The 22,944-nt window shown below is 70.0% G+C and carries 22 protein-coding genes; 5 read left to right on the top strand and 17 right to left on the bottom strand.

Annotated elements, in window-relative coordinates; all coding sequences use genetic code 11:
• The first annotated feature begins 57 nt into the window (after nucleotides 1-57).
• Nucleotides 58-744, top strand: coding sequence for a DUF1697 domain-containing protein (locus ACYVKI_RS00635; RefSeq protein WP_460688418.1), 687 nt, complete (start codon nucleotides 58-60; stop codon nucleotides 742-744).
• 40 nt (nucleotides 745-784) lie between these two features.
• On the opposite strand, the gene ACYVKI_RS00630 is transcribed toward ACYVKI_RS00635, so the two are convergent.
• From ACYVKI_RS00630 to ACYVKI_RS00575, 12 genes are all read right to left on the bottom strand, one after another.
• Nucleotides 785-1,681 (bottom strand): MetQ/NlpA family ABC transporter substrate-binding protein, encoded by an 897-nt coding sequence (locus ACYVKI_RS00630; protein ID WP_460688417.1) that lies wholly within the window; start codon nucleotides 1,679-1,681, stop codon nucleotides 785-787.
• 63 nt (nucleotides 1,682-1,744) lie between these two features.
• Entirely contained in the window at nucleotides 1,745-2,494 is a 750-nt protein-coding gene (locus tag ACYVKI_RS00625) for a methionine ABC transporter permease (protein ID WP_460688416.1), read from the bottom strand.
• A complete protein-coding gene (locus ACYVKI_RS00620; RefSeq protein ID WP_460688415.1) occupies nucleotides 2,491-3,237 on the bottom strand; it encodes a methionine ABC transporter ATP-binding protein in 747 nt (248 codons plus the stop codon). The genes ACYVKI_RS00625 and ACYVKI_RS00620 overlap by 4 nt, the downstream gene beginning before the upstream one ends.
• Before the next feature lie 46 nt (nucleotides 3,238-3,283).
• Nucleotides 3,284-3,838, bottom strand: coding sequence for an OsmC family protein (locus tag ACYVKI_RS00615; protein WP_460688414.1), 555 nt, complete (start codon nucleotides 3,836-3,838; stop codon nucleotides 3,284-3,286).
• A 102-nt stretch (nucleotides 3,839-3,940) separates the two neighbouring features.
• Complete coding sequence (locus ACYVKI_RS00610; RefSeq protein ID WP_460688413.1) at nucleotides 3,941-4,417, bottom strand: flavodoxin domain-containing protein; 477 nt, start codon at nucleotides 4,415-4,417, stop codon at nucleotides 3,941-3,943.
• Nucleotides 4,418-4,455: 38 nt separating this feature from the next.
• Nucleotides 4,456-5,844, bottom strand: coding sequence for a dicarboxylate/amino acid:cation symporter (locus tag ACYVKI_RS00605; protein WP_460688412.1), 1,389 nt, complete (start codon nucleotides 5,842-5,844; stop codon nucleotides 4,456-4,458).
• Between the two features lie 132 nt (nucleotides 5,845-5,976).
• On the bottom strand, nucleotides 5,977-7,971 hold the full coding sequence (locus ACYVKI_RS00600; protein ID WP_460688411.1) for an NHL domain-containing thioredoxin family protein: 1,995 nt from the start codon (nucleotides 7,969-7,971) through the stop codon (nucleotides 5,977-5,979).
• A gap of 70 nt (nucleotides 7,972-8,041) precedes the next feature.
• Nucleotides 8,042-8,812, bottom strand: coding sequence for a hypothetical protein (locus ACYVKI_RS00595; protein WP_460688410.1), 771 nt, complete (start codon nucleotides 8,810-8,812; stop codon nucleotides 8,042-8,044).
• Nucleotides 8,809-11,061, bottom strand: a complete 2,253-nt coding sequence (locus ACYVKI_RS00590; RefSeq protein WP_460688409.1) for a cytochrome c oxidase assembly protein — start codon at nucleotides 11,059-11,061, stop codon at nucleotides 8,809-8,811. The genes ACYVKI_RS00595 and ACYVKI_RS00590 overlap by 4 nt, the downstream gene beginning before the upstream one ends.
• An 11-nt stretch (nucleotides 11,062-11,072) precedes the next feature.
• Entirely contained in the window at nucleotides 11,073-11,900 is an 828-nt protein-coding gene (locus tag ACYVKI_RS00585; protein WP_460688408.1) for a copper resistance CopC family protein, read from the bottom strand.
• Between the two features lie 118 nt (nucleotides 11,901-12,018).
• On the bottom strand, nucleotides 12,019-12,720 hold the full coding sequence (locus ACYVKI_RS00580) for a hypothetical protein (protein WP_460688407.1): 702 nt from the start codon (nucleotides 12,718-12,720) through the stop codon (nucleotides 12,019-12,021).
• 238 nt (nucleotides 12,721-12,958) lie between these two features.
• A complete protein-coding gene (locus ACYVKI_RS00575; RefSeq protein WP_460688406.1) occupies nucleotides 12,959-13,243 on the bottom strand; it encodes an HU family DNA-binding protein in 285 nt (94 codons plus the stop codon).
• Between the two features lie 484 nt (nucleotides 13,244-13,727).
• Between ACYVKI_RS00575 and ACYVKI_RS00570 the strand changes: the two genes are divergently transcribed.
• From ACYVKI_RS00570 to ACYVKI_RS00560, 3 genes are all read left to right on the top strand, one after another.
• Nucleotides 13,728-17,177, top strand: coding sequence for a pyruvate carboxylase (locus ACYVKI_RS00570; protein ID WP_460688405.1), 3,450 nt, complete (start codon nucleotides 13,728-13,730; stop codon nucleotides 17,175-17,177).
• 102 nt (nucleotides 17,178-17,279) lie between these two features.
• Nucleotides 17,280-17,792: an ASCH domain-containing protein gene (locus tag ACYVKI_RS00565; protein WP_460688404.1), complete on the top strand. Its 513-nt coding sequence runs from the start codon at nucleotides 17,280-17,282 to the stop codon at nucleotides 17,790-17,792.
• 16 nt (nucleotides 17,793-17,808) lie between these two features.
• On the top strand, nucleotides 17,809-18,405 hold the full coding sequence (locus ACYVKI_RS00560; protein WP_460688403.1) for an NUDIX domain-containing protein: 597 nt from the start codon (nucleotides 17,809-17,811) through the stop codon (nucleotides 18,403-18,405).
• Between the two features lie 103 nt (nucleotides 18,406-18,508).
• On the opposite strand, the gene rpsN is transcribed toward ACYVKI_RS00560, so the two are convergent.
• The 5 genes from rpsN to ACYVKI_RS00535 form a co-directional block, all read right to left on the bottom strand.
• Nucleotides 18,509-18,814, bottom strand: a complete 306-nt coding sequence (gene rpsN / locus ACYVKI_RS00555) for a 30S ribosomal protein S14 (protein WP_460688402.1) — start codon at nucleotides 18,812-18,814, stop codon at nucleotides 18,509-18,511.
• Nucleotides 18,815-18,816: 2 nt separating this feature from the next.
• Nucleotides 18,817-18,984, bottom strand: a complete 168-nt coding sequence (gene rpmG, locus ACYVKI_RS00550; RefSeq protein WP_022872124.1) for a 50S ribosomal protein L33 — start codon at nucleotides 18,982-18,984, stop codon at nucleotides 18,817-18,819.
• A complete protein-coding gene (gene rpmB, locus ACYVKI_RS00545; protein ID WP_460688401.1) occupies nucleotides 18,984-19,220 on the bottom strand; it encodes a 50S ribosomal protein L28 in 237 nt (78 codons plus the stop codon). The genes rpmG and rpmB overlap by 1 nt, the downstream gene beginning before the upstream one ends.
• A 449-nt stretch (nucleotides 19,221-19,669) precedes the next feature.
• Entirely contained in the window at nucleotides 19,670-20,893 is a 1,224-nt protein-coding gene (locus ACYVKI_RS00540) for an acetyl-CoA C-acetyltransferase (RefSeq protein ID WP_460688400.1), read from the bottom strand.
• Nucleotides 20,894-20,980: 87 nt separating this feature from the next.
• Nucleotides 20,981-21,886 carry a LysR family transcriptional regulator gene (locus tag ACYVKI_RS00535; protein ID WP_460688399.1) on the bottom strand — a complete coding sequence of 302 codons (906 nt, stop codon included), beginning with the start codon at nucleotides 21,884-21,886 and terminating at the stop codon, nucleotides 20,981-20,983.
• Nucleotides 21,887-21,968: 82 nt separating this feature from the next.
• On the opposite strand from ACYVKI_RS00535, the gene ACYVKI_RS00530 reads away from it, so the two are divergent.
• A complete protein-coding gene (locus tag ACYVKI_RS00530) occupies nucleotides 21,969-22,925 on the top strand; it encodes a DMT family transporter (protein ID WP_460688398.1) in 957 nt (318 codons plus the stop codon).
• The last annotated feature ends 19 nt before the right edge of the window (nucleotides 22,926-22,944 follow it).

Genomic DNA, 22,944 nt, shown 5'->3' with positions numbered 1-22,944 from the left:
ACCCGGGGCCCGGCGGGGAAGCTCTGCTTCCCCGCCGGGCCCCGGTAGTCTGTGCCCATGGCAGCCGATGCTCCACCGCGCGCCGGAGATCCCGCCACTGATCCGTGGTGGTGTGCGCTGCTGCGCGGCATCGGCCCCGGGAACCCGAACATGCGCAATGAGAAGCTGCGCGGCGTCGTGGAGGGCCTCGGTTTCACCGAGGTCGCCTCGGTGATCTCCAGCGGAAACCTCGTCTTCCGCGCAGCGTCCGAGCACTCTGAGTCCGGCTCCACACAGTCCGGCGCCACACAGCCCAGCTCCACAACGCACGACGGCGGCGCGCCCGGCTCGGCGGCCCGTGCCGCGGCGGAGGCGCGCATCCAGGCTGCGCTGCAGGACCGGCTCGGCATCGCCGGCGGCACCATCCTCCGCAGCCGGGAGGAGCTGGCGGCCCTGGTCGCCTCGGCACCCTTCGGGGACCGCGAGCATGCCAGGTCCAGCTATCTGACGGTGACGTTCCTCAAGGATCCCGGAGCGTTCGCAGATCCTGCGGGCGCCGCCGTCGTCGACGCCCTGGGCGAGCCGCCGTCATCGGCGATCCAGGTGGTGGGCGTCCACGTGCCAGCGGCGGCGGTGCTGACCGTCACCGATACCACCGCCACGAAGTCCCCGGATGTGATGGCCTGGCTGGAGCGCCGCCTGGGCCAGGACATCACCACCCGCACCTGGCGGACCCTGGAGCGCATCCTGGCGACGATGCCCTGACCCCACCGAGGCGGGCTCCTCAGCCCTCAGCCCTCAGCCCTCAGAACGAGGGCAGCAGCGTCTCGCTGTGTTCCTCCATCAGGAACTCGCGCACCTCATCGGAGGTCATGGCCTGCTGAAGCGTCTGGATCTTCTCGCTGGCGGCGTCCTCGGCGCGGGAGACCAGCTGGATGGCGAACCGCTGGTCCACGGTCTCCTCCAGCAGGACCGCGTCCTCGGGCGTCAGCCCCACCCGGGCGATGTAGGTTGGGTAGTTGTAGACCAGCGCGACGTCGTCCTCCTCATAGGCCGAGGAGAGGTTGAGCAGGTCCACCTGGACCCACTCCAGGTCATGAGGGTTCTCCTCGACATCGGCGATCCGACCCTCGAAGCCCACCCCGTCGGCGAGGCTGATCAGCCCGTGCTCGTCCAGGATCGCCAGGGCGCGCCCCTCGTTGGAGGCGTCGTTGGGGATCGCGACCTTCGCGCCGTCGGGGACCTCCGCGACGTCGTCGTAGTCCCGGGAGTAGAAGCCCACCTTGGCGTCGTAGATGGGGGTCAGTGCGGTCAGCTCGGCATCGTGCTCGGCGTTGAACGCCTCCATGTAGGGCTCGTGCTGGGCGAAGTTGGCGTCCACCTCGCCGTCGGCCAGCAGACGGTTGTACTGGACGTTGTCATTGACCTGGACCAGCTCCACGGTCCAGCCGTCCTCGGCGGCGACGTCGGCGGCCACCTCCACGACGTCGGTCATCGGCGTCATATGGGAGGCCACCCGGATGGTGGTGTCCTCGCCGGGCTCCTCGGCGGACCCGCCGGCGTCCGAGGCGCAGCCGGTCAGCAGCAGAGCACCGGCAGCGACGACAGCGAGCGGCCCGGTCAGCGCGGGGAACCGGGAACAGGCTCCGGCGGGGCGGCGGACGGGTCCGGCGGCGGGACGGGGATCGGGTCGAGAGGACATGGTCTCCTTCTTCGGTTCGAGGACGGGCAGTACGTACGGACGGTTCAACGGGTTCACCGCAGGTCAGGGGATGCGGCGGTCGATGCGCCGAGAGATCCAGGTCCCGGTGGCCTGGAGGAGCATCACCACCACGATCATGATCAGGATGGTCGCGTACATGATCTCGTACTCATAGGTCTGGTACCCGTATCGGATGGCGAAGTCTCCGACCCCTCCGCCGCCGACCACCCCCATGATGGTGGAGTAGGAGACCATCGAGATGGTCACCGTGGTCAGGCTGAGCACCAGCCCGGAACGCGCCTCCGGGTAGAGGAACCGGGTGATCAGCTGCAGGGTGTTCGCGCCCAGGGCGTCGGCGAGCTCCACGGTCTGGCGGGGCACGTCGAGCAGAGTCTGCTCCACCCACCGGGCGTAGAGCGCCACCGCGACGAAGGCCAGGGGCACCGAGGCCGCCGTGGTGCCGAAGGAGGTCCCGACCAGCCATCGGGTGAACGGGATCAGCGCGACCACGAACAGCAGGAACGGCACAGAACGCACCACGTTGACATACCCGTTGAGCACCGCATAGAGGCTCGAGCGCGGCTGGGGCCCGTTCTTCCGGCTGAGGTACATCCACGTGCCGATCGGCAGGCCCAGCAGCACCGCCGCGAGCAACGAGTTGCCCAACATCACCCCGGTCTCGACGATGGCCTGGAGCATCTCCCCGCGATACACCGCGAGGCTGGCGGTGAGCTCGTCGACCCGGGCCGCGATCCCCTCCACGGCAGGCCCACGACCCGAGACGACCTGGCCCGCGGGCGTGGCCGCGCTCATCCCAGGTACCTCTGAGCCCGCTCGGCATAGCTGGTGAAGACTGCCCGCGGAGGTGGAGCCACGACGTCGGCGACGGCGGTGAGTCGGCCACGCTCCAGCACGGCGGCCCGATCGCAGGAGGCCTTGATGACATCGAGCTCGTGGCTGACCAGCACGATCGTGGTGCGCAGCTCCCGTCGGATCTGGCCGAGGATGTCCATGACCTCCTCGGTGTGGTGGTCGTCCAGGGCGGAGGTGGGCTCGTCGCAGAGCAGGATCCGCGGGTCGGTGACCAGCGCGCGGGCGATCGCGACCCGCTGCTTCTCCCCGCCGCTGAGCAGGCTGGGGTGCTTGTGGGCGTGGTCGGCCATGTTCACGAAGTCCAGCATCTGCATCACCGGCTCACGGTCGCGGCGGTGCTGCAGACGCAGCGGCAGGGCGGCGTTGTCGAAGACGGTCTTGTTGGCCAGCAGGTTGAACTGCTGGAACACCATGCCGATGCGGCGGCGCTGCGCCCGGCGGGCTCGCGGTCTGAGCTCGGCGAGGTCGACGCCGTCGACCAGCACCCGTCCCGAGCTGGGGGCCTCGAGATGGTTGATCAGTCGCAGCAGGGACGACTTCCCTGAGCCCGATTCGCCCACGACGCCGAACATCTCCTCCTCCCGGATGGCGAGGTCGACGCCCCGCAGGGCGTGGAGGTGGGCACCACGGCGTCCGGCACCGGGCCGCCGGTACGTCTTGGTGACCTGTTGCAGCTCGATCATAGGGGCCTGCTCGTCAGGGTCGGTGCTGGTGCGTCCACGACCCGTCTCAACGCGCCGCGACGTCGGAGAATTCCACCGCCTCCACCTGCGGCACAGGGTGGCCGTCGGAGATGCCCGGAGTCCCGGTGAGCAGCTTCGAGACCGGACACCGCGCGTGGGCGGCCGCCACATGGATCCGCGCCTGCGCAGGCCGCATCCCCTCGACGGCGGCCGCCGCCCGAGGTACGAATCGATACCCCACTCCGGTGCGGTCCCGATGCAGCTCCACCTCCGCGCGGACCCTGCTGCGTGCGGTGATCCCGGCCTCGGCGAGCACGACCTCCAGCGTGGCGTTGAGGCAGGTGCTCCAGGCCATGCCGAGCAGCTGCTCCGGATCGGCGCCGGGCCGGGCGCCGTCGGCCGGGGCGGCGTCGAACGGCGAGGCGGTCGGCAGCGAGGGCCCGCCCTCGGCGCGGACGTGCCCAGAGGTGCCGCCGTCGTTGACCACGGACGCCGTGTAGAGGGGGCGAGCGCCGTCGTCAGTGGTCAGGTCGGCGACAGGGGTGGTGGGGCGGCGATCGGCGGTGCCGTCGTCGCGCTGCGGGGTGCCCGGGATGGTCATGTCCCTATGCTAGGACCTTGTTCCGATGGTTCCGGAGGAGGGGCGGCGTCCGCCCGGCGTGCAGCGTCCCTTCCTCCGGGGGGCACCTGTGTCTGGATCCCCTCAGCTGATCCCGTAGGCCAGCAGCGAGCTGGCCCAGTCCTCGATGGCGGGCCAGTCACGGAAGTCCGCGTCCTTCGGTGCCTTCGCGACGGTCAGCTGCAGCTTCTCGAAGAAGCTGATCTTCTCCGCGTCCACCGCTCCCCGGAAGTAGGCGATCTCCCGGTGCGGGTACTGCCGCAGGGTGGCGTACAGCGGTTCCTCCAGTCGCGGACCGCCGCCGACGGCGTAGAGGAACAGCGGCTTGCCGCTGAGCTCGGTGCGGTTGCTGTCGAGGAAGAGCTTCCCCGGCCCGTAGAGCGCCTGCCGGTACACGGGCAGCCCGACGACGACGTGATCCGCCTCGTACAGCCACGGCCCCGCCTCGGAGACGTCCTTCACATGGGTGGAGACGCCTCGGGCGCTCAACGTGGTGGCGATCCGCTCACCGATCTCCGCTGTGGAGCCGTGCTTGCTCGCCGTGACGACCAACGTGGTCATAGGGTCATCCACCTTTCACCGGGGACGTGTCTGCTCGCCTATGAGCCTACCGAATCCCCGGGCTCACGGCGCGCGCCCGGGTCCTGTTCGACGCCGGGGTCACCGGCACTGTCGCACGCCCTCTCCTCATCCTCCGGCGGGTCATCCGGGTCCACCAGCATCCCGGGCTCGGTCTTGGCGATGATGCGCGTACCCGTGAGGTCCCCGGTGACGTTGCACAGGGTGCGGGCCATGTCCAGGATCGCGTCGATGCCCGCCACCAGCGCCACCGGCGCCATGGGCAGCCCCGCGGCGGTGACGGCCATGGTGAGCATGATGAGCCCGGCGCCCGGCACACCGGCGGTGCCGATGGAGGCCAGCACCCCGACGGCAGCCACAGTGGCCAGCTGGGTCAGGGTCAGCTCCGCCCCGGTGACGTTGGCGATGAACACGGTGGCCGCGCCCACGTAGATGGCGGTGCCGTCCATGTTGATGGTCGCGCCCAGCGGCAGCGTGAAGGAGTAGACGCCGCGACGCACGCCGAGCCGCTCGGCCGCCTGGGTGGTCACCGGCAGGGTGCCGGACGAGGAGCGGGTGACGAAACCGGTGAGCATGGGCTCCTTGGCCTCGCGGAAGAACCGGCCGACCGGGGCGCGGAAGAGCAGCAGGATCACCGCGTAGATCACGATCTGCAGGACGATCCCGCCGTAGATCACCCCGGTCAGGGAGGCAAGCGGCAGCAGCGCTTCGGCTCCGGTCTCCCCCACCACCACGGCGATCAGCGCGAAGACACCGATGGGCGAGTACTGCAGCACGCCGCGGATGATCAGGAAGACCAGTTCCACGCCGCCGTCGACGAAGCGCCGCAGGTGCATGGCGAGCCCGGCGATATGGTCATCGGGGCTGTCCTGCATGAAGGCCAGCGCGATGCCGGCGGCCAGGGCGAAGAACATCACGGCCAGCACCTCCCCCTCGGCCAGGGCGGAGAAGATGTTGTCCGGGACGATGCCGGTGAGGACCTCCGCCAGCGGCGGGGCGGTCTGCTCGTCCACCTCGGCGTCGCCCGGGAGGCTCAGCCTGGCCCCTGGGGAGACCAGCAGGGCGACGCCGATGCCGATGGTCATCGCGAAGGCGGTGGTCACCAGGTAGTAGAGGAAGGCCTTGCCGCCGATGCGGCCCAGCGTCTTCGGGGACACCGAGGCGACGCCGGCCATCAGGGTCAGCAGGATCAGCGGCATCACCAGCATGGTCAGCAGGCGCAGGAAGATGTCACCGAGCGGCTGCACCACCGCGATGGGCGGGCCCACCACCAGGCCCGCGACGACGCCGAGCACCAGGGCGACGGCGAGCTTCCAGATCAGGGGGACGTCCAGGTACCACCGCCACAGGGAACGGCGCGACGCCGTCGGGTCCCCTGCGCCGGTGCGGGACGGTGACGATCCAGCCATGGTCATCTCACTCCTGCCGGGCGGACCTGTGCGGATCCGACCCCCTCGACGACTGTGCAGGATTCAGTGTGACATGGCTGACGTGGAGGGACACGGAGACTCGGCCGGTGGGGCGCGCAGGTCCCCGTCAGCTCACGAGATGCCGCGCAGGTCCAGCCTCAGGGCGGAGTCCCCGCCCTCCTCGAGGGTCACCGGGATGCCCCAGTCCTGCTGGTAGAGGTGACAGGCGGCGTGCATCGGGATCTCCTGGCCCGGGGCGCCGTCGCAGGCGGCCGCCCGAGCGGTGATGTGCAGGACGCCCTCGGGCACCGACGGGTTCAGCCGCAGGGTGCGGCTCAGCCCCTCGCCGCTGCCCGCCCCCTCGACGATCAGCTCCTCCGGGGAGGAGGAGATCTTCAACTGAGTGGGATCGCCCCAGCGGTCGTCGAGCTTCTGCCCGGTGGGCGCTTCGAAGCCGATGCTCAGGCTGAACTCGCCGGGGGCCACCGGGGTGGTGGGCCGCTGGGTCTCTTGGGCTCCCTCGTCCACGGTGAAGAACTCTTCCGGGATGGCCACGCGCACCAACTCGTGGGCGTTGGTCTCCACCACCAGCAGGGTGGCGCCGTCGGAGTCCAGCAGCACGTCGGAGGGTTCCTTCAGTCCGCGGGCCACCGTGGAGACGGCTGCGGCCACCGTGGTGCCGTCCGCGGCCCGGTGCTCTCCGCGGTAGCGACGGATCGCCCCGTTGTAGGTGTCGGCCACCAGCACCGAGGAGTCCGGCAGCACGGTCACGCCCAGCGGGTGCTGCAGGCGCGCCTCGGCCGGATCGCCGTCGCGGAAGCCGAAGTCGAACAGCCCCTCTCCGATGATGGTCTCCACTGCGGGCGCCTCAGGGTCCTGGCTGATCCGCAGCACACGCAGCGAGGAGGTCTCCGAGTCGGCGATCCACACATCCCCGCCGGCGTCGGCGGCGAGCCCGGAGGTCTGAGCGAACCAGGACTCATCGGCCGCACCATCGGTCAGTCCTTCCAGCCCGGTGCCGGCCAGCACTCTCAGATCGCCGGTGACCGGGTCGAAGGAGAAGATCTGGTGTGTCCCGGCCATCGCGACGATCACTGAGCCGGTCACCGGGGACCACAGCACGTCCCACGGGGAGGACAGCGAGACCTCCAGCGGGGCGGCCCTCAGACTGCCCACCGCGGGGCCCTCAGCCTGGGTGACCCGTTCGGAGTCGATGAGCCGCTGCACCCCGTTGCCGGCCAGCGTGGTGACCTGACCGGTGGCGACGTCGATGCCGCGCAGCCGGTGGTTCACGGTGTCGGCCACGACCACGTCGCAGCCGACCTGCTCGGCCACCTCTGCCGGCAGGACCGTCAGGCCCTGCGGCTCGGTGAAGCGCGCCGTCTCGGCGTCGCCGTCCCGGTGGCCCTTCTCCGGGGAGGCGATCCCGCCGTCGTCGTCAGTGGTTCCGCCGCCCCAGCTGCGGACCACGGTCTGCAGGTCGGACTCCACCTCCACGATCCGGTGATGGCCGGTGTCGGCGACCAGGAAGCGGCCCACCGAGGACTCGTCCCCGCCCAGCGGACGGGTGACCGGCACGGCTTTGCCCGGGAAGCGCAGCGTGCGGGACACCGGCTCCGGCGGCACATAGGGGCCGTCGCCCCGGTGCAGGGTGCCCTTGGCCTCGTGCTCGGCGATCAGCTCCTCCACCAGGGACTCCAGCCCTGCCACATGGCCCTCCCCGGCCAGGTTCGCGGCGATGTAGCCCTCCGGGTCGATGACGACGAGAGTCGGCCACGCGCGGGCCGAGTAGGCCTGCCAGGTGATCAGGTTCGGGTCGTCCAGCACCGGGTGGGCGATCTCGTAGCGCTCGACGGCGGCGGCCAGGGCGTCCGGATCGGCCTCATGTTCGAACTTCGGGGAATGCACGCCCACGGTGACCAGCACGTCGGAGAACTGCTCCTCGAGCGGACGCATCTCATCGAGGACATGCAGGCAGTTGATGCAGCAGAAGGTCCAGAAGTCCAGGATGACGATCTTGCCGCGCAGATCCTCCAGGGTGATCTCCTGGCCTCCGGTGTTCAGCCATCCGCGGCCGACCAGCTCGGAGGCCCGCACCCGTGCGGTGCGGCGGATCGTCTGCGTCATGCGTGTGCTCCTTTACGTCCTGTTCCTGCCCGATGTCGCCCGGCGACCCGCCGCGGCCGACCGCAGAGGCTCAGTCCTCGAGACCCTCCAGCGTCGAGGCGGTGATCGCCTCAGCCATGGCCGTGAACTCCTGCGAGGCCGCCGCAGCTTCCCCGATGAAGGAGACCATCACGACGTCGTCACCTTGACGAGTGAACAGGATCTGGGCCGCGATCATTCCATCGTCCTGCGCATCGGCCAGCGCCCGTGTGCGCGAGTAGCCGACGGTGCCGTCCCCGGCCCCGTCAGCGGGCGGCAGATCCTCGAGGTCCACGTCATCCATGACGAGCACGTAGTCGGCGTCGAGCTGGGTCAGCTGCACCTCGGGGCAGGACTCCACCAGGTGACGGACGTGGTCCATGTGCTCCTGGACACGGGCGGCGGAGTCCTCGCCGTCGAGCTCCGCGATCTCGATGGACCCGGTGCCGGTGAAGGTCTCCGAGCCGAAGTCCACCCGTGCGGCATCCGAGCCGAGCAGCAGCGGAGCCCAGTCGACTGCGGCCAGCGGCTCGGCACAGGAGGCTGGTGCGACGTCGACGTCGACCTCCCCGTCAGCCAGGGATCCCACCATTTGGTCGCGGAACTCCTCCACGGCGGCCTCGGTGTAGAACCCGGCGGAGTCGAAGCCGAAGCTGGAGGCCCGCTCCATACCCGCCCCGGCAGCGGCGATGAGTCGCTCCGAGCCGGCCCGCTGGCTCTGTTCGCCCTCTGCGGCACCGCCGTCGTCGGCGCCGCAGGCCGTCAGGGTCAGCGCTGCGGTCAGCAGCAGCGCCGACGGGAGATGGGGGTGGGGGCGGATCATCGCGGGGTGTCCCTCTCTGCCATGCGGGCGAACATCTCGTTGTAGTCATGCAGCTCGGCGTCGCCGGTGCGGTCGGCTTCGCGGTCCTCACGGACCATCTCTCGCCGGTCCGCCCAGGACCACTGCACGGCGGCGATCACCGCCAGCAGCATGGTCGGGATCTCTCCGAGTCCCCACATCAGCTCGCCACCGCGCTGCTGGTCCTCCAGGGCGGTGAAGCCCCAGTCGTGACCCATGTTGCCGAACCAGCTCGCCTGGATCAGCGACTCCGCCCCGGAGAGCGCCACTGCGATGAACGCGTGGAAGGCCATGGTGGCCAGCAGGATCACCAGCCGGATCGCATGCGGCGGGCGTTTCGGCAGCGGGTCATGACCGACCATCACCAACGCGAAGATGTAACCGGTCAGCAGGAAGTGGACGTTCATCAGCTCGTGGCCCAGGTGATACTCCAGCGCGAGGCCGAACAGCGGGGTGTAATAGAACAGCACCAGCGAGCCGGCGAAGTTCACCGCGGCGACGATCGGGTGGGTGACCACCCGGGAGAACGGTGAGTGCACCAGCCACAGGATCCATTCACGGGCTCCGCGGGTGCCGTCGGTGCGTGGCGACAGCGAGCGCATCGCCAGCGTCACCGGAGAGCCGAGCACCAGGAACATGGGCGCGACCATGGTCAGCGTCATGTGCTGGATCATGTGCCCGGAGAACAGCACCATCCCGTAGATCGCCGGCCCGCCGGAGGTCACCCACAGCAGCACCGTCAGGCCGAACAGGAAGCTCACCCCGCGCATGATCGGCCAGCCGTCCCCACGGCGCCGCAGTCTCACCATCGAGGACAGGTACCAGGCCGCCAGGAAGACGACGACGGCGACCCACAGCCAGTCGAACCGCCATTGGGTGAACCACAGTCCCAGGGTCGGTTCCGGCGGGAGGTCGTAGCCGGTGAGGATGCGGGCCGGGGTGGCGTCCGGGGGCAGCTCCTCGGAGACCGGCGGCGAGGTCCTGCCCAGGACCGCACTGACGCCGACCACCGCAGACATCACGGCGACCTCCACCAGGATCAGCTGCCACAGCAGCCCGGTGACGGCCCGACCCCGGACGGGGTCGCCCGAGCCGGGGGCGGTCGACGACGGTGCACCGGCACCTTCGTGGGCCCCGGCCAGGCGCGGGATGATCCAGCTGCGGTGCATCCAGCCGATGATCCCCAGCCCGACGGTGGCACCGATCTTCAGCGCGAGCATGACCCCGTAGGGGGTGGTCAGCAGCTGCTCCAGCGTGGCGATGCGCAGATCCGCGTTGATGGCCCCGGAGACCGCCACCGTGGCGATGGCCAGGCCGGCCAGCACCGAGTATCGCCGCAGCAGGGTGCCCACGATCTCCGGCCCACCCTGTTCCCGGGCGGTCAGCGCCGTGGCCTGCCGGCGGATCTCCGGGGAGAGCAGCGCCAGGACCACGAGCCCACCGACCCAGATCACCACGCCCAGCAGATGCAGGGCCAGCGAGTTCACCGCAGCGGTGTGGTCGTCGCCGGAGGCGGAGTGTCCCACCAGAGCCATGGGGATGATGCCCGTCAGTCCGAGGGCCGCCACGAAGAAGAGTCCGCCCGGGGTCCGCACAGCGAAGATCAGCGTGGCGAACACTGAGGCGATGAGCACCACCACCATCCAGGCCTGGCCGGTCGGGATCGACTGCACATAGCCGAGGAAGCCGGTGGAGAACGCCTCGTCCGAGGACAACGGCTGCCCGGCCAACGCCGAGTAGGTCAGCACCAGCACGGCGACGGCGGCCACGGTCCAAACGACAGCGGCGACTCCGGCGATCTGCAGGGTGCGGGTGTAGAGCGGGTGCTCGGAGGGGCCGGACCCCCCGGCGGTCGCCGCCCGCTGATGCTGGGTCCGGTCGGCCCGTTCGGCGCGCTCCTGCTCCGCGCGCTCGGCACGGCGCTGCCGGCTGCGCGGGCCGACGCGGGAAGGCACGGCCACCACGGCCAGGATGGCGCCGCTGACCGCCGTGGCCATGGCCAGATGATGGATGAATCGGGCCACGGGCAGGCCCCAGCGAGTGACCGCGCCCGGGTCCGCGATCTGCGTGGGCCGGCCGATGCCGGTGAGCAGGCCGGCCACCACCACGGCCACCAGGCCGAGACAGAGGGCGGCGCCCACCGCAGGCAGCGTCACGGCGCGCACGGGAGCGTCCGCCGTCGCACGGGCGGCGTCACGGGCGGCGTCACGGCCGCCTGCGGCAGGCGTCATGGAGATGATCCTCACTCGTGGTCGCGGGGGCGGTCCGGGCCAGATCCGTCGGTGCCGGACCCGTCGGTGCCGGTCTCGCCAGCGGTGTCGCGCGGCTGGCGCGGGGCCTGCTTCCACTCCTCGACCTGGGTCATCTTCTTCCGCATGAGCATCACGGCGAGGATGACGATCAGCAGCCCGCCGAGCCCGAACAGGACGGCGGCCCAGGCGGGGAACTGGCCCTCCGCCGTGGCGAGGTCCGTCTCAGCGGCAGGGTCGGCCTCAGTGTTCTCGGCCTCGGCGCCTCCGGCCGCCTCTGCCTCGGCGGCGTCGGCGGCGTCGGCGGCGTCGGCGGCAGCGTCGTCGTCGGCGGCGTCCGCCTGATTCTCGGCGTCGTCCTCGACGGCCGCCTCCTGGGGCAGGTCCACCTCGAAGGAGTAGCTGTCCTCCTCGTCATGTCCGTCGGAGTAGACCACCCGGTAGACAACCTCGTACTCGCCGTCGGGCAGCTCTCCATCCAGCCCCGTGGACAAGGAGGCGCCGTCGACCACGGTCTCGGTCTCCCAGCTCTGCCCGTCCTCATCCGTCACCTGGATCTCATTGGTGATGGTCTCGCCCACGGTGAGGCCGTCACCGGTGAACTGAAGGGTGATCTCCTCCGGACTCTCGGTGAGCACCTCCCCCGCCTCCGGCGTGGCGGAGAGCAGCTCGTCGTGCGCCCAGGCCGGGGCCGGGGTCAGCGCGGTGAGCCCGAGGGCGGCACCTCCGGCCGCCGCGGCGAGCCGGACGAATCGACGACGCGGGTCTGTGGTGACTCCGCCGGTGGCGGAGGGGTCTGCAGTGATGGTGGCAGTGTTCATGATGTCCTTCAGTGGTTCGCGGGAAGACGTGCGGTCGGCCTCATGCCGAACCCTGTGCACGCTTCGGGTGCAGTCAGGCCGCAGGATCCTGCGGCCGCGCGGGGACGCCGCAGCGGCGTCAGGCGAACACCGGCGGCCCCCGCACCGTGCGGGGACCGTGCCCGACCCAGAGATCGTCCACCACCGGGACGAACCGGGCAGCGACCGGACGAGCGGCGCGGGCGCCGAACAGCGCCTCCCGCGGAGCCAGCAGCAGGCGCGCCGGCCGCAGCGAGAGCAGGTCGGCCACCGCCTGCAGGAGCAGCTCGCCGCGGCGCAGCACCACCACGGTGAGCGCTGCCGCCGCCAGATGGGACAGTGTCATGCCGAGGTCGAAGACACCGCCGAACACAGAGATCCCCAGCACAGCGGACTCCGGTGCGCCTGCGACCGTCTCCGCCGGGCCTCCAGGCACTGCGGTGCTGAGCGGAGCCGCCGTCTGCCCAGCGGTCTGCCCGGCCGCATGCCCGGCGTGGGTGTCTGGCGCCGCAGCGCCGGGGATCGGTGCCGCGGCGGAGGCGGGAAGGAACGAGAAGAGCCCGTGGAGCACCGCCTGGGAGCTCAGCACGGAGCCGGCCAGCCGGAGTCGGCTGAACCGCAGGGCTGCCAGCGCGGTGCACAGCGGGAGACTGATCACCAGGGCGAGGACGACCACCAGCAGATGGGGGGCGTGGTGACCGGCGGCGGCATGGGCCGCGACGGCGGAGCCGACCGCGGCGGAGGAGGCGAGACAGCCACGGGTCAGACGCTGGGCGCCGCTGACATGCGCAGCTGTCGCCATGGTCCACCTCCCTGCTCACAGATCCGCCGGTGCTGTCCGGACCCCGCCTGCGATTCTACGCCTCGTAGAATTCAGTGGCGAGGGTGTGACTCCGCGCCGTCCCGCGAGGCACGCCGCAGCGCGAGGCACGCAGCAGTCCGCCCCGCCGTCGTCGCGATCTGCTGGAGACGACGTCGGCCCCTGACCACCGGATGCGGGGTCAGGGGCCGACGTCAGAAGCCGGAACGGCTGAAGCCGATCACTTGCCGGATGCTGCGGCCTTCAGCTTGGAACCGGCGGTCAGCTTCACCGAGAAGCCCTCGGGGATCTCGATGGTCTCGCCGGTCTGCGGGTTACGACCGGTGCGAGCGGCACGCTTGGTGCGCTCCACGGCCAACCAGCCCGGGATGGTGACCTTCTCGCCCTCGGAGACCTGGGAGGTGAAGACCTCGAAGACGGCGTCCAGCACGCCGTTCACGGCGGCCTGGGAGTTGCCCGACTTCTCTGCGACGGCGGCGACGAGCTCGCTGCGGTTCATAGCCATAGTGTGTCCTCCTGGACTGGTTCGGCATCAGTCCCCGTATCCGGGGCTTTCAGAACGGCAACCTACCACGGCGTCACGCCCAGAACCGCATGATTCCGGGCGATTCACAGGGATTTTCCAGTCGGGAGGCCTGTCCGTGGAGCCCCTCTGCAGCACCTCGGGACCACCAGGGGGCCCTTTCGCACCCCCGCACGCCCCCAACACGCCCCTCGGCGCCGCATGTGCTGGTCGACGATCATGCCCCGCATCATGCTCAGGATCATGCCGCCGTGTGACGCAGGACACATGGCGTGCGCCACCATGGCCGGTATTCTGTGCACAATGCCCGGACTGCCGGGGGCTGAACCAGGTGCTGACGACCTGCCACGGGCAATGGCGCCCGCCGCATGGCACCAGGAGACGCCCCGCGGCAGCACCGTGCGCAGAAGCTCCTGCCCGACCGCACGACGACGTGCGGCCGTCCCCGAGAGGAAAGCGACAACGGATGTTCTCCAAGATTCTGGTGGCCAACCGCGGTGAGATCGCCATCCGCGCACTGCGCGCCGCCAATGAGCTCGGCGCGAGCACAGTCGCCGTCTACCCCCATGAGGACCGCAACTCCTTCCATCGACAGAAAGCCGACGAGGCCTACCGCATCGGCGAGGAGGGACACCCCGTCCGCGCCTACCTCGACGTCGACGAGATCGTCCGGGTGGCCCGTGAGTCCGGCACCGACGCCATCTACCCGGGCTACGGGTTCCTCTCCGAGAACCCCCACCTCGCCCGCACCGCTGAGGAGGCCGGCATCACCTTCGTCGGCCCGCCGGCCGACGTGTTGGAGTCCACCGGAGACAAGATCCGCGCCCTGCGGGCCGCCCGCGAGGCCGGCGTCCCCGTGCTGGAGAGCTCAGACCCCTCCGACGACCCGGAGAAGCTGATCGCCGAGGCCGAGGAGATCGGCTTCCCCATCTTCGTCAAAGCCGTCGCCGGCGGCGGCGGTCGCGGCATGCGCCGGGTGGAGACCCGCGAGCAGCTCCCCGATGCCCTGCGGGCCGCCATGCGCGAGGCCGAGACGGCCTTCGGCAACGCGACGGTGTTCCTCGAGCAGGCCGTGGTCCGCCCCCGCCACGTGGAGGTCCAGATCCTCGCCGACGGTGAGGGCAATGTGGTCCACCTCTTCGAACGGGACTGCTCCATCCAGCGCCGCCACCAGAAGGTGGTGGAGATCGCCCCCGCACCGCAGCTCGACGACGAGATCCGCCAGGCGCTGTTCCGTGACGCCGTCGCCTTCGCGAAGACCATGGGCTACCGCAACGCCGGCACCGTGGAGTTCCTGGTGGACACCGCCGGCGAGCGCGCCGGCCAGCACGTGTTCATCGAGATGAACCCGCGCATCCAGGTGGAACACACCGTGACCGAGGAGATCACCGACGTCGACCTGGTCACCGCCCAGCTGCGCATCGCCTCCGGAGAAACCCTGGAGGACCTGGGGATCCGCCAGGAGGAGCTGCGGGTGCGCGGCTCGGCGATGCAGTGCCGCATCACCACCGAGGACCCGGCCGCGGACTTCCGCCCCGACGTCGGCACCGTGACCGTCTACCGCTCCGCAGGAGGTTCGGGGATCCGACTCGACGGCGGCACCGTGTACACCGGGGCGGAGATCAGCCCGCACTTCGACTCCATGCTGGTCAAGCTGACCAGCCGCGGCCGAGACCGGATCACCGCCATCCGCCGTGCCCGGCGCGCCCTGGCCGAGTTCCGCATCCGCGGGGTGGCGACCAACATCCCCTTCCTGATGAACGTCCTTGACGACGAGCAGTTCCTCTCCGGGGATCTGGCCACCGACTTCATCGATAAGCGTCCCGAGCTGGCCAAGGTCAACAGGTCCAAGGACCGTGGCACCAAGGTGCTGCAGTACCTGGCCGACACCACCGTCAACCAGCCCCACGGGCGGCGGGTGGAGGGCATCGACCCGCGGGACAAGCTCCCCCGCTTCCCTGGGGACAAGCAGGACGAACCCGACCGCAGTCCCTTCGACGGGCCGTCGTCGCACCCGAAGCCCACCGGCTGGCGGGACGTGCTGCAGCAGAAGGGCCCGGAGGGATTCGCCCAGGCGCTGCGCGAGCAGACCGCTCTGGCGGTCACCGACACCACCTTCCGTGACGCCCACCAGTCGCTGCTGGCCACTCGGGTGCGCACCCGAGACCTGCTGGCCGCCGCGCCCGCACTGGCCCATGTGGTGCCCGGACTGTTCTCGGTGGAGGCCTGGGGCGGAGCGACCTACGACGTCGCCCTGCGCTTCCTCTCCGAGGACCCCTGGAGGCGGTTGGCGCTGCTGCGGGCGGAGATGCCGAACATTCCCATCCAGATGCTGCTGCGGGGACGCAACACAGTCGGGTACACCCCCTACCCGTTGGAGGTGACCGACGCGTTCGTCGCCGAGGCCGCCGAGACCGGGGTCGACATCTTCCGTATCTTCGACGCGCTCAACGACGTCGACCAGATCACCCCGGCCATCGCGGCAGTGCGCAAGACCGGCACCGCAGTGGCGGAGGCGGCCCTGTGCTACACCGGCGATCTCTCCGACCCGGACGAGGACCTCTACACGCTGGACTACTACCTGGGCCTGGCCCAGCAGATGGTCGATGCCGGCGCCCACATCCTGGCGATCAAGGACATGGCCGGACTGCTGCGCCCCGCCGCCGCCCGCACCCTCGTCACCGCCCTGCGTGAGCGCTTCGACCTGCCGGTGCACCTGCACACCCATGACACCGCAGGCGGGCAGCTGGCCACCCTGCTGGCCGCCTCCGAGGCCGGGGTCGACGCCGTCGACGTCGCCACTGCCTCAGTGGCCGCCACGACCTCCCAGCCGCCGGCCTCCGCACTGGTTGCCGCGTTGGAGCACACCGAGCGTGACACCGGGCTGGGCCTGGAGGCCGTCGCCTCTCTGGAGCCGTACTGGGAGGCCGTGCGTGGGATCTACCGGCCCTTCGAGTCCGGACTGCCCAGCCCGACCGGGCGGGTGTACCGGCACGAGATCCCCGGCGGTCAGCTCTCCAATCTGCGGCAGCAGGCGATCGCGCTGGGCCTGGGTGAGAGGTTCGAAGACATCGAGGACATGTACCACGCGGCCGATCAGATGCTCGGCCGCCTGGTGAAGGTCACGCCGTCGTCGAAGGTGGTCGGCGACCTGGCCCTGCAGCTGGTGGGCATGGGCGTGGACCCGGCCGAGTTCGAGGCCGAGCCGCAGAACTTCGACCTGCCGGACTCGGTGATCCAGTTCCTGGCCGGACAGCTCGGCGACCCGCCCGGCGGCTGGCCGGAGCCGTTCCGCACCAAGGCGCTGGAGGGCCGGACCGTCCGCCCGCTGGACGAGGACCTCACCGAGGAGGACCGCGCCGGGCTGGCCGCAGACTCTGCCACCCGGCAGGCCACGCTGAACCGGCTGCTGTTCCCCGGGCCCACGCGGGATTACGAGGCTGCGCGTGACGCCTACGGTGACGTGATGGTGCTGCACACCCGGGACTTCCTCTACGGGCTGCGCAAGGATCATGAGCACACCATCTCCCTGGGCAAGGGAGTGCGGCTGCTGGTGACCCTGAAGTCCATCTCCGAACCGGACGAGAAGGGCATGCGCACCGTGGTGTGCACGCTCAACGGACAGCCTCGGCCCCTGGTGGTGCGCGACGAGTCCGTGGAGGCCACAGTCCGCGCCGCGGAGAAGGCCGACGCCGCCGTCCCCGGCCAGGTGGCCGCGCCCTTCGCCGGCGCCGTCTCCCTGCTGGTCGAAGAAGGTCAGATCGTGGAGCCGGGGGCGAACATCGCCACCATCGAGGCGATGAAGATGGAGGCCGCGATCACCACCCCGGTGGGCGGGACCGTGGCCCGGACCGTGCTCAACGGGGTCCAGCAGGTCGACGGCGGCGACCTGTTGGTAGTGGTCGAGCCCGCCTGAGGGCGACCCTTCGCATCGAGTGGGGGATTCCTCGAGGTCACCGGTCGGATCCCGACGGCCGACCTCGAGGAATCCCCCAGGCGATGGTGTTGAATGGCACCCATGCCCCCAGCTCAGAATCGCCGTACCCTGGCTCCGCCTGACCACGAGGCCGCTCACGCTCTCTGGGAGCAGTACGCACAGGCCCACCCCGCGGCCGTTTCCGCGAGCCCAGCGTTCTTGGTGGATCAGTTCGGCGACCACGCCGGATTGGCCGACGAGCTGCTGGGCCTGGTGCTCGCCGGGCGCAAGACCGCCACCGCCAGCCTGCTGGCCGAGTACGTCTGGGAGGGCGAGGGGACACCCGGGATCGGGTCGCACACCGTGTTCTGCGACGGCGGCGGCGCCCCTCGGGTGATCGTGCGGACCACCGGCCTGGCGCTGGCCCGATTCGATGGCGTCGACGCCGACCACGCGTGGGCCGAAGGAGAGGGCGACCGCAGCCTGGCGCACTGGCGCACCGAACACCGACGCTTCTGGGAGCGTGTCTGCACGTCCGCCGGACACAGCTTCACCCCCGAGATGGAGGTGCTCCTGGAGCGTTTCGAGGTCGTCTGGTCCGATGCCGAGGCGTGAGGATACTCTGGCAGGTATGCTGACCGGAGTCAGTCCCACCCCGACGTCCGCCCGCTGCCTCTCCCCCATCGCCGCGGGGTTCCTGGAGGACCTGCGCGGCTGGACACCGGTCGCGCCCGCACAGCGCCGTCTCCAGCAGGACTTCGAGGACCTGGCGGCGCAGGGCGACGAGCCCTTCCGCCGTCGGCCCCGGCCTGAGCACTTCACTGCCAGCTGCTTCATCTTCGACGAGACGCTCACCCGGGTGCTGCTGTGCTTCCACGGCAAGGGCAGATTCTGGGTGCAGCTGGGCGGCCACATCGAGGACGGTGACGACTCCGTGCCGGAGGCCGCCTTCCGGGAGGCCGCCGAGGAGAGCGGGCTGACGGCCCTGCGACCCCTGCGCCGAACCCCGGTAGACCTCAATGTGCACCCGTTGAGCTCCGGCTTCTCCCACTGCACGGCGCACTGGGACATCGGCTACGCGGCGATCGCCCACCAGGAGGCGCCGATCGTAGTCAGCGAGGAGAGCGAGGACGTCCGCTGGTGGCCGGTGGATCACCTGCCGGCCGACGTCGCCCCGGAGTTCGACACTCGCCTGCAGGTGGTGCTCACCGAACTCGGGACGGCCTGAGGCGCTCACCCCGCCCCGAGACGCGACAGGGGCGGGAGCACCTTCGGGTGGTCCCGCCCCTGTCAGCGGTCTGGGTCAGCCGGAGCTGATCACCGACACATCGTCACCAGGACGACTTGATGATGCCGGGCAGCTCGCCGTTGTGCGCCATGTTGCGGAAACGGATGCGCGAGATGCCGAATTTCTGGAAGGTGCCACGCGGACGACCGTCGATGGAGTCGCGGTTGCGGACACGGATCGGGCTGGCGTCGCGGGGCAGCTTCTGCAGACCCACGCGAGCGGCCTCGCGCTCCTCGTCGGAGGCGTTCGGGTCGACCAGCGTCTTCTTCAGCTGAGCGCGCTTCTCAGCGTAGCGCTCGACGATGACCTTGCGCTGCTCGTTCTTTGCGATCTTGGACTTCTTGGCCATGATCAGCGCTCCTCTCGGAAGTCGACGTGCTTGCGGACGACCGGGTCGTACTTCTTCAGCACGATGCGGTCGGGGTTGTTGCGGCGGTTCTTGCGGGTCACGTAGGTGAACCCGGTGCCGGCCGTCGACTTCAGCTTGATGATGGGACGTACGTCCTTGTCCTTGGCCATTAGAGCTTCTCACCCTTCTCAATCAGCTCGGCGACGACGTTGTCGATGCCGCGGACATCGATGGTCTTGATGCCCTTCACGGACAGGGTCAGCGTGACGTGACGCCCCAGCGAGGGCACCCAGTAACGCTTCTTCTGGATGTTCGGGTCGAACCGACGCTTGGTGCGGCGGTGCGAGTGGGAGATGCTGTGGCCGAACTGCGGCCCCACTCCGGTTACCTGGCAACGTGCTGCCATGATCACTCCTCCAACATAAGTACGAATATATCTCCGGGCGGTGCCCGCGAACACACGGATCCCCAGGTCAGACCCAGGGGCCATGCAGTCGTTGAGCCGAGTCCCGCCACCAGTTGTGACACCGTTACTTACGAGGACGGACCAGGCTGGGTGAGATCCAACCGAAGTGCCTTCTCATCGTGGACGAAAGACGGTGGTGCTTGACTTGTGGTGCGCTGGAATCCAGGCTTCACAATTCACCGGGCTGCTTTCCGGCGCCGAACCTCCGCCTCCCCTGCGGACGAAGATCGGAGCATCTCAGATTCCTCACCCACCGGGCATGCTTCAGGCACAGCACAGCACGGCTTGCGACTGTCAATACTAGCCCGACAGCGCGCGAACGGCAAAGCGGAGCGCCAGGGGCCGCCGTCGACGACGACCCGCCCCTGACGCTCCGTTCCCAGCAGACCTCAGCTCAGGCGCTCGACGACCATCGCCATGCCCTGACCGCCGCCGACGCACATGGTCTCCAGACCGTAGCGGCCGCCAGTGGCGCGCAGACCGTTGAGCAGGGTCGCGGTGATTCGGGCCCCGGTCATGCCGAAGGGATGGCCGAGGGCGATCGCGCCGCCGTGGACGTTGAGCTTCTCCCACGGCACGCCGAGCTCCTTGGCGGAGGGGATGACCTGCGCCGCGAAGGCCTCGTTGATCTCCACCAGGTCGACGTCGTCGATGGTCAGACCCGCACGCTGCAGGGCCTGCCGGCTGGCGCCCACCGGACCCAGCCCCATGATCTCCGGAGACAGGCCGGTGACACCGGTGGAGACGATCCGCGCCAACGGCTTGAGCCCCAGCTCGCGCGCCTTGGCGTCGCTCATGATGACCAGCGCGGCCGCTCCGTCGTTGAGCGGGCAGGCGTTGCCGGCGGTGACGGTGCCGTCGGGGCGGAAGACCGGGTCCAGCCCGGCCAGAGCCTCGGCGGTCACCCCGGGGCGGGGGCTGTCATCGGCGTCGACGATGGAGCCGTCGGGCAGGCGCAGCGGGGTGATCTCACGGGCGAAGAATCCGTCGGCGACGGCCTTCTCCGCGCGATTCTGACTGAGCTGGGCGAATTCGTCCTGCTCGGCGCGGGTCACACCGGAGTACTGGGTGACGTTCTCGGCGGTCTGCCCCATGGTGATGTAGACGTCAGGCAGCTCGTCGTCCTCACGCGGGTCATGCCAGGACGCCCCTCCTTCGGCACTCGTCGCCGTGCGGGCCATCGCCTCGGCGAAGCGCGGATTCTCCAGCTCGGCGCCGGGGATCCAGTCCGAGGTCCCCTTGGCGTACCGGCTGACCGCCTCCACGCCGGCGGAGAGGAATACATCGCCTTCGCCGGCCTTGATGGCGTGGAACGCCATCCGGGTGGTCTGCAGGGAGGAGGAGCAGTACCGGTTCACAGTGGTGCCGGGCAGGTGGTCCATCCCGGCGAGGACCGCGACGATGCGGGCCATGTTAAATCCCTGCTCGCCGCCGGGCAGGCCGCACCCGAGCATGAGGTCGTCGATCTCGCGGGGGTCCAGCTGCGGCACCTGCTCCAGCGCGGCCTGGACCATCTGGGTGGTCATGTCGTCGGCACGCAGGTCCACCAGGGACCCCTTGCGCGCCCTTCCGATCGGCGACCGGGCCACGGATACGATGACGGCTTCAGCCATGATGTGATCTCCCTCTCAAACGATTGTGACTCAAGAGTAACATCGCAGACTGCTGAGATCACCCCTGTTCTCGACCCGATCCGCACGCTACGCCGGGCCGACGGCTCCCGCCAGTTCGCGCAGCAGATGGCACACCCGGCTCACTGCCGGGGACGCCCCGAGGCTGCCTCGGGACCGCACCACGATGGTGCGACCCAGCACCGGCTGGGTCACCTCCACCGCGGCGACCTGGGACGGGTCGGCGCGCACGGAGGAGAAGCTCAGCCGCGGCATCACGCTGACTCCGACTCCGGCAGCGACCAACGCCACCGCGGAGCCGTAGTCCTGCGTCTCATACTGGAAGCCAGGCGTGAAGCCTGCTGCGGCGCAGGCCTCCAGCAGGATCTGCCGACAGGTGCCGCGCGTGAGGTCGTTGTCCACCCAGCGCTCACCCCGCAGCTCCTCCAGAGAGACGTCCTGCCGCCCTGCGAGCGGATGGGCGGCGGGAACCACGGCGACGTACGGCTCGCTGAGCAGCGGCTCCACATCGAAGCCCGGTCGGCCCGGCAGGTCCCGGTGAGCCACACAGATCTCGACGTCGACGTCATCGTCTCGCCCCTGCGCGGCCTCCCAGAGGCGCAGATCCAGGCGGAGGTCCCGGAACTCGGAGGAGACGGCGGCGACGACGGCGGGCATCCAGGTCACCCCGACCGAGGCGATATGCGAGATCACCAGAGAACCGGTCCGACCCTCCCGCAGATCCCTGGCCAGTGCCTCCAGGCGTGCGGCCTGGCCGAGCAGCCGATCGGCCTCCTCGGCGAACCGTCGACCGATGCCGGTGGGCACCAGGCCCCGACCGCTACGGACGAAGAGCTCGAGCCCGGTGTCCCGCTGAAGCGCCTGAAGCTGCTGACTCACCGCCGAGGGGGTGTAGCCCAGGGCGCCGGCCGCCGCATGGACGGAGCCGGTGGCCAGCACCGCACGAAAGGTCCGCAACCTGGTCAGATCGATCATGGTCGCATCATAAATCTTTACTGAACGATAATCCATAGATGTTCGCTTGTGCTGTCTATTCTTGGGCAGGAGGATCATCACCATGAGCTCCCTCCCCGCCTCCCACCCCACCGGCACCACGGCACCCGCCAACACTGCCGTCACTGCCGTCCCCCGACCTCCCCACCGCTGGGCGCACCTGGCCGCGCCTGCCGCCGTCGCGACGACAGTGGTGCTGTGGGCCTCCTCCTTCGTGATCGTGCGCTGGGCCGCCCCGGTCTTCTCCCCGGGGCCGCTGGCGCTGATCCGACTGCTGGCCGGGGTGGCGATGCTGACCCTGATGGTGCTCCTGCTCCGACGCCACATGCCACGGCTGCCCCGACTCCGCGTCCTGCTGATCATCGTCGTCTACGGAGTGCTGTGGTTCGCCGCCTACACGGTGATCCTGAACCACACCGGGCACCATCTCGACGCCGGCACCACCGCGATGGTCGTCAACCTCTCCCCGATCCTGGTGGCCGCCTCCGCCGGACTGCTGTTCCGCGAAGGGTGGCCGCGCTCCCTGTTCGCCGGGATGGCGGTGGCCCTGGCCGGCATCGGGCTGATCACCCTCGCCGCCGGTGGCGGACAGATCTCCATGGTGGGGGTGCTGTTGGCGATCGCCGCCGCCGTCACCTACTCCATCGCCATGCTGCTGCAGCGCGCCGTGCTGCCCGGCATGGACCCACTGATCGTGGTGTGGCTCGGCTGCGCCGCCGGCACTCTGGCTGCGCTCCCCTGGGCCGGCCAGGCCTGGGAGGAGCTGCAGAACGCACCGGCGGCGGCCATCGCCGGCGCCGTGTTCATGGGCGTAGGTGCCACGGCCCTGGGCTTCTGGCTGTGGGCCTACGCCCAGACGCGGATGCCCACCGGCCGGCTGGCCGCCTGCTCGCTGGCGGTGCCCGCTGTGGCGGTGGTGATCTCTGCGATGGCCCTGAGCGAAGTGCCCACCCCGCTGGCCCTCATCGGCGGCGCACTGTGCCTGGCCGGCGTCGGGATCACTCAGGTCGGGCGCCACTGAGCTCCACCCTCGGGATACG

Source organism: Nesterenkonia suensis, assembly GCF_054782935.1.
The sequence above is the reverse complement of the archived record's forward strand: the minus strand, read 5'-3'. Positions and strand labels throughout refer to the sequence as shown.

What these genes read in the sequence shown, in the direction of transcription:
- rpmG (WP_022872124.1), bottom strand. Translation starts at nt 18,984, where the DNA reads ATGGCCAAGGACAAGGACGTACGTCCCATCATCAAGCTGAAGTCGACG.
- ACYVKI_RS00570 (WP_460688405.1), top strand. Translation starts at nt 13,728, where the DNA reads ATGTTCTCCAAGATTCTGGTGGCCAACCGCGGTGAGATCGCCATCCGC.
- ACYVKI_RS00540 (WP_460688400.1), bottom strand. Translation starts at nt 20,893, where the DNA reads ATGGCTGAAGCCGTCATCGTATCCGTGGCCCGGTCGCCGATCGGAAGG.
- rpmB (WP_460688401.1), bottom strand. Translation starts at nt 19,220, where the DNA reads ATGGCAGCACGTTGCCAGGTAACCGGAGTGGGGCCGCAGTTCGGCCAC.
- ACYVKI_RS00605 (WP_460688412.1), bottom strand. Translation starts at nt 5,844, where the DNA reads ATGGCTGGATCGTCACCGTCCCGCACCGGCGCAGGGGACCCGACGGCG.
- ACYVKI_RS00535 (WP_460688399.1), bottom strand. Translation starts at nt 21,886, where the DNA reads ATGATCGATCTGACCAGGTTGCGGACCTTTCGTGCGGTGCTGGCCACC.
- ACYVKI_RS00585 (WP_460688408.1), bottom strand. Translation starts at nt 11,900, where the DNA reads ATGAACACTGCCACCATCACTGCAGACCCCTCCGCCACCGGCGGAGTC.
- ACYVKI_RS00600 (WP_460688411.1), bottom strand. Translation starts at nt 7,971, where the DNA reads ATGACGCAGACGATCCGCCGCACCGCACGGGTGCGGGCCTCCGAGCTG.
- ACYVKI_RS00560 (WP_460688403.1), top strand. Translation starts at nt 17,809, where the DNA reads ATGCTGACCGGAGTCAGTCCCACCCCGACGTCCGCCCGCTGCCTCTCC.
- ACYVKI_RS00580 (WP_460688407.1), bottom strand. Translation starts at nt 12,720, where the DNA reads ATGGCGACAGCTGCGCATGTCAGCGGCGCCCAGCGTCTGACCCGTGGC.
- ACYVKI_RS00595 (WP_460688410.1), bottom strand. Translation starts at nt 8,812, where the DNA reads ATGATCCGCCCCCACCCCCATCTCCCGTCGGCGCTGCTGCTGACCGCA.
- ACYVKI_RS00530 (WP_460688398.1), top strand. Translation starts at nt 21,969, where the DNA reads ATGAGCTCCCTCCCCGCCTCCCACCCCACCGGCACCACGGCACCCGCC.
- ACYVKI_RS00590 (WP_460688409.1), bottom strand. Translation starts at nt 11,061, where the DNA reads ATGACGCCTGCCGCAGGCGGCCGTGACGCCGCCCGTGACGCCGCCCGT.
- ACYVKI_RS00620 (WP_460688415.1), bottom strand. Translation starts at nt 3,237, where the DNA reads ATGATCGAGCTGCAACAGGTCACCAAGACGTACCGGCGGCCCGGTGCC.
- ACYVKI_RS00615 (WP_460688414.1), bottom strand. Translation starts at nt 3,838, where the DNA reads ATGACCATCCCGGGCACCCCGCAGCGCGACGACGGCACCGCCGATCGC.
- rpsN (WP_460688402.1), bottom strand. Translation starts at nt 18,814, where the DNA reads ATGGCCAAGAAGTCCAAGATCGCAAAGAACGAGCAGCGCAAGGTCATC.
- ACYVKI_RS00610 (WP_460688413.1), bottom strand. Translation starts at nt 4,417, where the DNA reads ATGACCACGTTGGTCGTCACGGCGAGCAAGCACGGCTCCACAGCGGAG.
- ACYVKI_RS00630 (WP_460688417.1), bottom strand. Translation starts at nt 1,681, where the DNA reads ATGTCCTCTCGACCCGATCCCCGTCCCGCCGCCGGACCCGTCCGCCGC.
- ACYVKI_RS00575 (WP_460688406.1), bottom strand. Translation starts at nt 13,243, where the DNA reads ATGGCTATGAACCGCAGCGAGCTCGTCGCCGCCGTCGCAGAGAAGTCG.
- ACYVKI_RS00635 (WP_460688418.1), top strand. Translation starts at nt 58, where the DNA reads ATGGCAGCCGATGCTCCACCGCGCGCCGGAGATCCCGCCACTGATCCG.
- ACYVKI_RS00625 (WP_460688416.1), bottom strand. Translation starts at nt 2,494, where the DNA reads ATGAGCGCGGCCACGCCCGCGGGCCAGGTCGTCTCGGGTCGTGGGCCT.
- ACYVKI_RS00565 (WP_460688404.1), top strand. Translation starts at nt 17,280, where the DNA reads ATGCCCCCAGCTCAGAATCGCCGTACCCTGGCTCCGCCTGACCACGAG.